The 8242-nt window shown below is 61.2% G+C and carries 5 protein-coding genes and 1 pseudogene; 3 read left to right on the top strand and 3 right to left on the bottom strand.

Going from position 1 to position 8242, the window contains the following annotated elements; translation table 11 throughout:
• Positions 1-144: pseudogene (locus PARJ55_RS23685) on the top strand (ATP-binding protein); the annotation flags it as partial.
• Here PARJ55_RS23685 and PARJ55_RS0120350 read toward each other — a convergent pair.
• The 3 genes from PARJ55_RS0120350 to PARJ55_RS0120340 all read right to left on the bottom strand — a co-directional run bounded on the left by PARJ55_RS0120350 (position 83) and on the right by PARJ55_RS0120340 (position 5346).
• Positions 83-2536 (bottom strand): hypothetical protein, encoded by a 2454-nt coding sequence (locus PARJ55_RS0120350; RefSeq protein WP_028714640.1) that lies wholly within the window; start codon positions 2534-2536, stop codon positions 83-85. The pseudogene PARJ55_RS23685 and the gene PARJ55_RS0120350 overlap by 62 nt on opposite strands.
• Positions 2533-4122, bottom strand: a complete 1590-nt coding sequence (locus tag PARJ55_RS0120345; protein WP_028714639.1) for a hypothetical protein — start codon at positions 4120-4122, stop codon at positions 2533-2535. Before PARJ55_RS0120345 ends, PARJ55_RS0120350 begins: the two co-directional genes overlap by 4 nt.
• Before the next feature lie 90 nt (positions 4123-4212).
• Positions 4213-5346, bottom strand: a complete 1134-nt coding sequence (locus tag PARJ55_RS0120340) for a Fic family protein (RefSeq protein WP_232215762.1) — start codon at positions 5344-5346, stop codon at positions 4213-4215.
• A 201-nt stretch (positions 5347-5547) separates the two neighbouring features.
• On the opposite strand from PARJ55_RS0120340, the gene PARJ55_RS0120335 reads away from it, so the two are divergent.
• The gene (locus tag PARJ55_RS0120335) at positions 5548-6333 is read left to right on the top strand and encodes a hypothetical protein (protein ID WP_028714637.1); all 786 of its coding nucleotides are present in this window, start codon (positions 5548-5550) and stop codon (positions 6331-6333) included.
• Entirely contained in the window at positions 6330-7946 is a 1617-nt protein-coding gene (locus tag PARJ55_RS22785) for a 7-cyano-7-deazaguanine synthase (RefSeq protein WP_156929546.1), read from the top strand. The genes PARJ55_RS0120335 and PARJ55_RS22785 overlap by 4 nt, the downstream gene beginning before the upstream one ends.
• The last annotated feature ends 296 nt before the right edge of the window (positions 7947-8242 follow it).

The raw sequence follows: 8242 nt of genomic DNA, 5'->3' as shown, positions 1-8242 counted from the left end.
CCCTTCGATGAATGAACGGAAACCTTCGGTTCCGAGCGTCTCACCGGCGCGCTGCTCGACCGACTGACCCACCACGTCAACATCATCGAGATGAACGGCGAAAGCTATCGCCTCGCCAACAGCACAGCCCGTAAACAGCGCTGATCACCATAAAATATCTACCCACGATTGGCCCTAAGGGGCCAGTGCGCCATGGCTCGCGCCAGCTATGTGGCCAGCGCGCGCGCCATGGCGCACCCCCCAACTGGCCGGACTTTACGCCGCCGCCCCGGCCGACTTTTGCTCCGCCGTTGACACCTGGTGAGAGCCGTGCGCACAGGCAGGCATGCATGCACCAGAAGCACGTGGCCCAGCATTCGAGTAAGTCGGCAGGAAGTTGGTCGTGGACGCTGTCGAGCTTCAAGCTTCGTATCGCGGGCTTTGACCCGCCGAAGACTTTGAAGATCAGCCGTCCGAGAACGTAGGGCCAACTGTTGGCATCGCCCTCCACGGGCAGAACCTGCAAGCTTGTCCGATCTTTCGGCTTTTCGCCTGCCTTGTCTGTGCCTCTCCAGGAGGCGGCACAGATGATCATCAGTAGGGCGCGAAGCCGCAGAAAATCGCGGGACGAAAGGCTGCCACTCTCCTGCTTGAGCTCGATGCGCTTGGCGAAGTCCGCGGCCGCCTTCACAAGCTGATCCTTCGTCGCCTTCGCCCGACGAGCGTTGCGACGCTGCTCTTCCTCGCCTCCGTCCGGAACTGGCCGCGAAGTCGGTTTGGCCGCGAACTCCTCCCCTGCCGCCATCGCGGCTTCGGCGTTCTGGGTCTCGTCCCCGAGATCGAAGGCAGCCTTCAGGGCATCTTCGTCGTTTTCATCGACCGGCGTTACGAGCGAGTTCAACCCGACGATCCGGTTCAGGAAGCCGCGGACGATAGATACGTCACTGCCGCCGAGGCTGTTGTGTTGAACATGCCCCGATTGGTGTGGCCGACGACCAGCGATGAAGTCGTCGTAGCTCAGTTGGCGATGCTTCTGGCCGCCTTCATCCGTTTCCTTTCGAGCCTTCGGGATGGAGACGCCTTCGCCGTGCCCGTCGGCATCGCGATCTTCGATCTTCTCGAGCAAGTCCTGCACTTCGAGCAAAGCGAGGGTGGCTTCTGTTTCGCCGTCGAGCTGAGCGAGCGCATTCTCCGTTTGTCGTGAGTGTGTTTCTCGAATTGCGATCTGCAGGGCATCGATGTGCGTGATGATCCCTGGCGTGAATTCCTGCGGCCCGATCAGTCGTGCGAAGGCCGGAAGGTCATCGGTTGCCTCAATCTGGAAGCGGATTCTCCGATGATCAGCACCTTCGAGTCGTGTCGGGTTGCTGACCAGCGGCGCGACGGAAGCAGCCAGCAATTCGACTTCATATGCCTCGGGTGCGCCGATTTGCGCAGCTGGTCGCCAGCTCAGCGTGTCGCCGTGAACCGCGAAAATGCCCGGGTGACTCTGCGAGAGGGCGTCGAACGGGATGTCGTCTTCGACGTGCAGCGGCGGCAGCTTCTCAGCCTCAATTCGCCTCTCGGGCGTGAGCACCTTCTCTAGCCCCAATTCCGAAACAGCCCGACCTGGCGGCAGCTGCCGGTATAGGCTTGCCTCGCTGTTGGAGCCTGATGTGTTCCCAGTGCCAAGAGCTGCAACCGTGCAGTTCGCGCTGCCGATCAAGAGGTGGTCCGCCGTATCGGTTTGCGCGATCAGAGCTTTGGCATGGATGAAGCGACTGCCCCCAAAGCCGTCCCGGCGATAGAGCGTGATGCCGGAAATGCTCCCTGTCGCATCCCGCGGGAACAACCCGGTGTCTGTGTCGATGAGCGCAGCGATTGCCCGTGGGCGAAGCCGCTCAGCAAGAGCCGACAAGGCTCCGAGCCGCTCATCCCAATAGGGGCTGATCACGATCAGGCGTTTCACTTCGCCGTCGATCTCGCGGGCGAAGCGGGCGCCTATGCCCTCGGGCGAGTTTGAAAGTAGGAGCGCTGCCCGTGTTCCATCGCCAAGCTCGACAGGTCCCTCGGCAGGTGCTGCAGAACGCAACCAGGCAGCGCGGGCGAGCATCCACTCGAACTGCGTCGGAAGCATCGGGTCAGCCGGATCGATAAGGCTGGAGAGGTAGCGATAGGCTTGGGCGATCAGACGCTGCGCGCCGTCATCTTCAACTCCAGAGGTGAGAAGCGTGACGAGTTCCAGATTTCCAGCGAGGCCTGCTGCCGTCAGGTTGGCAGACCCGATAAACAGGCGACCACCCTGACGTCCGATCTGCAAGAACAGCTTTGGGTGAAAGAGGCCCGCAACTTGCGCTCCAGAGGCCGTGTAGAGTCTTCCCGCTTGCCTTGGCAGCGGCGAGGCTCCGCCAAGTGCATGAGTCAGCATGCGTGCGTCAGCGAGGACCATGTTGTTGCGGCAACCGGCCCCCCGGATGCGTGGCAGTACGATGTTCTCGTAGGCATCGAAGTCGATACCGAAGGTCGTGGCGATGCTGCTGTGATAACCCTTGTCGGCGAAGCGTTCGTACAGCCTCATGAATAGATGGCCTCTCGCCCCGCCTCGGTGAGGCCGGTGTTGCCCAGCAGTCCAATATCCTTGAGGAAGGTAATGGCGGGGCCCAGTCGCGGATTGGTGAAGACCGGACCGTCCTTCTCCCGGAGCCGCAGCTTGCCGTCATCGGACTCGATCAGGAACGTATAGTCTCCTTGGTGGCGCAGCTTTCGCAAGGCAACCCACAGATGCCGACGGATCACCCGCTCTTCCAGGACGCGCTCGATCGTCTGCCCAAATGGGGCCTCGCGATGCCGATCGAGGAATCGCGTTTCACTTAGCAGCGACCGGAAGGCGTCTGGATTGAAGCCGCCGAGTGGTTCCGTCAGGTCCGCCCCCACCAGGTCAATCCGCCGATGCAGTATGGCAAGCAGGCGAACGGCCTTTGCTGCCGTTTCCGGCGTACATATCCGCGCGTCGTCACGGCCGGCCCGAATGATCTCATTGGTTAGTGAAACCTCGGAGTCGGGATCGCTTGCATCGAAGGCGTTCGAAGCAGGCTCCAACCCCTCAAGCAGGGCCGACCAAGTTTCCGGCACAGGTGAAATTTCTGATAGAATGTGTTGCGCACAGCGCCCGATCAGTCGCTCCATTCCCAGACCAGAGGGATAATCACCCAACGTATCGAGCGTGAACTTCAACAGCGCCTCATGCGCGATGTGGCACAGATCATTTGCGTGATAGACCCACCATCGCGACCGCTGCACTTCGAGCGATGGATCGTCGAGGCTCAGGATGTTTCCTTGCTGATCGTGACCCGCATAGAGCACCCATCGAACTTCATCGGCTCGGGGCTCCCGCTCCAGGAAGTCCGCCACCTTGAGGATCAGTAGGATGCTCAGCTTGCGCGCCAGCGCCCCGCTCGACGGAGCGCTGGCGCGTGACAGCAGGATTGCTTCGTAGAATTTCTGCTCCGTGCCCCCGCGGGCAATCCGTGAAGGCAGCAAGGGAGCGAGTTCATCGAGCTCGTCGTGAGTGACCGATCCAAGCTTGATCAGCCTGAAATAGAGCTCAGCCCGTGAACCGAGCGATTGCTCGAAGGCCTGAGCAAGTCCCTCGCCAAGGTCCTTGCTGGGCAGCGGAATTTCATGGTCGTCGGAGCGGTCGAAGATGCCGATGTCAAAGAGCTGACTGCGATAGGCTGCGCCGAAGGCGCCCCAGGCCTGTTTCAGGTAGTAGGCCTCGCTGCCAGGCTCGGCAGCCTCCTTGAAATCGATGGTGTCGCCGGGTGCCTCTTCGAGCGCTCTCGTGGCCCAGTCCGTTCCGGCGACGCCGGGCTCACCTCCATGGTGCGCTGCTACGAGCGCATAAAGCGCTTCAGCACGCCTGACGTGCCGCTTCCAGTTGTTCGGGTCGGTATCACCGATCTCCTTGGCATAACGCTGCGCCAGCCAAGCATAGAGCCCATAGTAGCGCATCCGCAGCGTCACGTTCGATATGCCGGGCAAAAGCGACTGGTAGAGATTTACGCTGCTATTTTGCATCCCGAGCGGGTCGAGACCGTTCTTCTTGCGGTACTCGGTCCACTCGGGAAAGGCGATGAGATCCTGATTTTCGGCCGGCTCGTTCAACGTTCTTAATTCCTGTTCCGAAATTTGCTCGTTCCCGATGCTTTTTCCCGCCTGCCTTCTCCGCACGACCGGATTCGGCAGCTCTCTGAATCACAGGGGCTCTGTTCCCCGGCTGAGTATGCTCAAGTAGTCGCTGTAGACATACATCCGGCCACGCTGCTTGCCCGTCACCTCCCGCACGATGCCGAGATCCTCCAGATGCTGGATCGACTTCGCAATTGTCGGGGGCGAGATGCTCAGCCGCTGCGCCGCCGCGGGAATGCCGATGATCGGCTTCTGCTGAAGCAGCTGGTGGACCCGGAGCGCGGATGCGGCCGGGCGTCCGAGATCCTCGATCCGGTGCCGATCGGCTTCGAACAGCGCGAGGATCTCGCGCGCCGCCTCGGACGCCTGCAGAGATGTCTCGGCGATGCCGTCGAGGAAGAACTCCAGCCATGTCTCCCAGTCGCCATTCTCGCGGACCTGTTGCAGCAGGTCGTAATACTGGCGGCGATGTGTCTTGAAGTAGAGGCTGAGATAGAGGATCGGCTCCTTCAGGATCCCCTGCGTGCAGAGCAGGAAGGTGATCAGTAGGCGGCCGAGGCGTCCGTTTCCGTCGAGGAACGGATGGATGGTCTCGAACTGCACATGGACGAGCCCGGCCTTGATGAGGGTCGGCATCTCCGGCGTGTCGGTATGGATGAACGCCTCCAGGTCCGACATGAGGTCGAGGACGTTCTCGGGGGGCGGCGGGACGAAGAGCGCATTGCCCGGCCGCGTTCCGCCGATCCAGTTCTGCGAACGTCGGAACTCTCCCGGCTGCTTCGTGCTCCCGCGTCCCTTTTCGAGAAGGATGGCGTGGATTTCCCGGATCAGGCGCAGGGAAAGCGGAAAGCCCTCGCGGATCCGGTCGAGGCCATGGTTCATGGCGGCGACGTAGTTGGAAACCTCCTGCACGTCGTCGAGGGGGACGCCCGGCGCTTCCTCGCTCTCGAACAGCAGGAGATCGGAGAGCGACGACTGCGTGCCCTCGATCTGCGAGGACAGCAGCGCCTCTTTGCGGACGTACATGTAGAGGAAGAGCGGGGTGTCGGGCAGGATGGAGGTCACGCCATCGAGCCGGCCGATCGCGCGGTTCGCGCGCTCGAGCTGACGGTAGAGCCGATCCATCCTCACCGGCGGGGCCGGCGGCAAGGGTGGCGGCACGAACGCCTCTGCGCGTTCGCCTGCGGTCGAGATGGCCACGCGCTGACCCAACCGTGATGGCTCCGGTGATAACGCCATGGTTGAAAAAGGATCCTTTCCTTGGCAGGCTACCTGAGAAAGGATATCGCATATTCCTTTCTTTGTCGTGGTTCTAACGGAAGGTTCCTTTTCTTGTCGAGTGCTCATTCCCTCTGTCCGCGCCAGATCCGGTCCGGGCGCACCCTCTGAACCGGTGGCGCGATGGGACATCAGCGCCTCGGAAAACTCCCCACCCACCGATACCTGCCGGACATCGTCAGGTATCTGGTGACCGGCGGCACGCCCACCGCGCACTTGGTGGAACAGATCACCGAAGTGGGGCGGGATGCACTGAAGCGTGCCCTGAAGGATCCTGTGTTCGTGGAAGCGTTGTGGCTGCTCATCAGGTTGCCGCAGGCGGCCGCGTCGAGGGACTTCGGGGCGGCTCTCGCCGAGATCGGCATGGGCGCACAGCGGCCGACGTCAGTCGCGGAACTGATGGTTGCCTTCGACAATGCGCTGGAGCGCGTGCAGCGGCGCGAACATAGGGATGCCACGGACCTTGGCGAGATCGCCCGTCAGGCAGCACTCACCGCGCTCGGCGATGCTGTGCGAGCCGGGATGCCAATGTGGTCTCCCACGGCGGACGATGTGCAGGCTTCGGTGGCTGCACTGAGGTCACCCGAGAAGTTCGGTGCTCTGGCCCACCACTTCCACGCAAATACCGTGGAGCGCGTCATCCACTACTATGTCGATCGAAACCTGCATGAACTCGTCGGCGCCGACCGCGTTGTGTCCTCGGTCCACGATCTCGCCACATACGATTCAGCGATACGCCGCCATTGCATGGAAGCCGCGCTGATCATGCGCGCCTTCGCCAGGGACTGGCTCGGCAAGAACCAGTATCGGGACGGCAAGGACATATCAAAGAACGACGCTCGAAAATTCTCGGCCTATGCCGTCGAAAAGATCAGTATCGAGCTCAAGAACAGGAAGGGGCCAAAGTGAAACGGTGCCTGATTGAATGCGGCGTGCGGCAGGCATCCGAAGATGGCGCTCTCGCGATGAACGTGAGCGACCCCGGCAAGAACGTCAATCTGAGGATCGACTCCATCAGCCGCTCGATGGTCGGGAACATCCCCGACCTTCTGATCGATCTTCTGGAGATCGCGGCATACGTCTACTGCGTCGATCAGCGCATCAAGCGCGGGACTGAGATGCTCATGGATTACGGGAAGGATTGGCGCCGCAGTCTGACCTTCTCGATCCCTGTGCGCCATCCCGAGATCTGGAATGGGGAAGAGGTGCAGGAACTGCTGGTCGAAACCCTCGGCTTCCTCTCCGACGACAGCTATGCATTCCGGTTCCGCAAGGCCGAAGCGCCGGTTCAGCCGCGCGATCCCTACTTCCACGAACTCCTTGATGCTTTCCAGGAGAACGACGAGGTGGCGCTGTTCTCGGGCGGCGTCGATTCCTTCGCCGGCGCGATCAACGACATCGTCACGCTGGGCAAGTCTGTCACCTTGGTTGGCCACTGGTCGGTGCCGAAAGTCCAGAATGTCCAGGCGACCCTGGTCGACGCGTTGAAGCAGCGCGGCTACGGGCGGCGGCTGTCTTACGTCCCGGTGTGGGTTTCGAACACGGACATCAAGCCGGCCGAGTACACCCAGAGAACCCGATCATTTCTCTTCGCGTGCATCGGGCTGGTCGTGGCGCGGATGTCCGGGAAGGATGGTTTCAGTTTCTACGAGAACGGGGTTGTCAGCATCAACCCGCCGCTGGCGGGGGACGTGGTCGGCGGCCGAGCCACGCGCACCACGCACCCCAAGGTACTCCGTGGTCTCGAGGACTTGTTTTCGACCCTCCTGGACCGCCAGATCGAGATCCGGACCCCGCTCCAGTGGCTCACCAAGAAGGAGGTCACGGAGACGATAGCAGCCGCGGGCATGGCTGACATGATCGGGTCCACGGTGAGTTGTACCCGCACGCACAGTCGGACGAGAAGGCACACGCACTGCGGAGTATGTTCGCAATGCATCGATCGAAGGTTCGCTGTCTTGGCTGCGGGAATGGCTGATCATGATCCCGCCGACCAATACAAGAAGGATCTACTCCTGAGCGATCGAAGCGTTGATGACAGCCTTCGCATGGCGATGCACTACGTGTCCTTCTTCAGGAAAATCGGCTCGATGACAAAGGACCGTTTCCTTGTCGACCTTCCGGAAATTGTTTCGGCGCTTGACCACTTCCCGGATCTGTCAGCCGATGAGGCCAGCGCACATCTGTTCGATCTGTTCCAGCGGCACGCGCGATCCGTGGAAGACGTCATCGCTCGGGCCGCGAGCGAACATGCTGGCCCGCTTTTCCGAGGCGAAGTTCCGGCTGGTTCGCTTCTGGCGACCTGCTTTGCGCGTGGTGACCGTGTCGAGATTGCCCCTCAGTCCGACTATGATCAGGAAGCGAAGGAGTTCCTCGATCGGTTGAAGGCCCCAACACTTGAGTTCGCCGTAGACGAACGAGACAAGAGAGTCTTGTTCCATGGCGGGCATTATCTTGATGGCGCAAATTATCGCATTGTGAAAACCCTGCTCGAAAAATTTAGAACTGCAAAAGACAGCTGAGAACGGCGGTGAGAAATTCGTCCACGGTAGCGGTGGCTTGGTGCTGCTGCGGGCGGCGTAAAAGTCGTCCACCTATTCCCTTTCTGCGGCGGCAGGGAGGGCGTGAGGATTTACAGCGTGGACCTATATCTGAGAGTTCGCCAGGCTTGCGCGGAAGGCATGAGCCAGCGGGAAGCGGCGCGGGTGTTCAACATCTCGCGTGACACGGTTGCGAAGATGATGACCTTCTCGGTGCCACCGGGCTACCGACGGACGGCCGAGGTCAGGCGGCCAAAGCTTGATCCTTTCATCCCGAT

The organism is Paracoccus sp. J55 (genome assembly GCF_000513975.1).
Classification (GTDB): Bacteria; Pseudomonadota; Alphaproteobacteria; order Rhodobacterales; family Rhodobacteraceae; genus Paracoccus.
The sequence above is the reverse complement of the archived record's forward strand: the minus strand, read 5'-3'. Positions and strand labels throughout refer to the sequence as shown.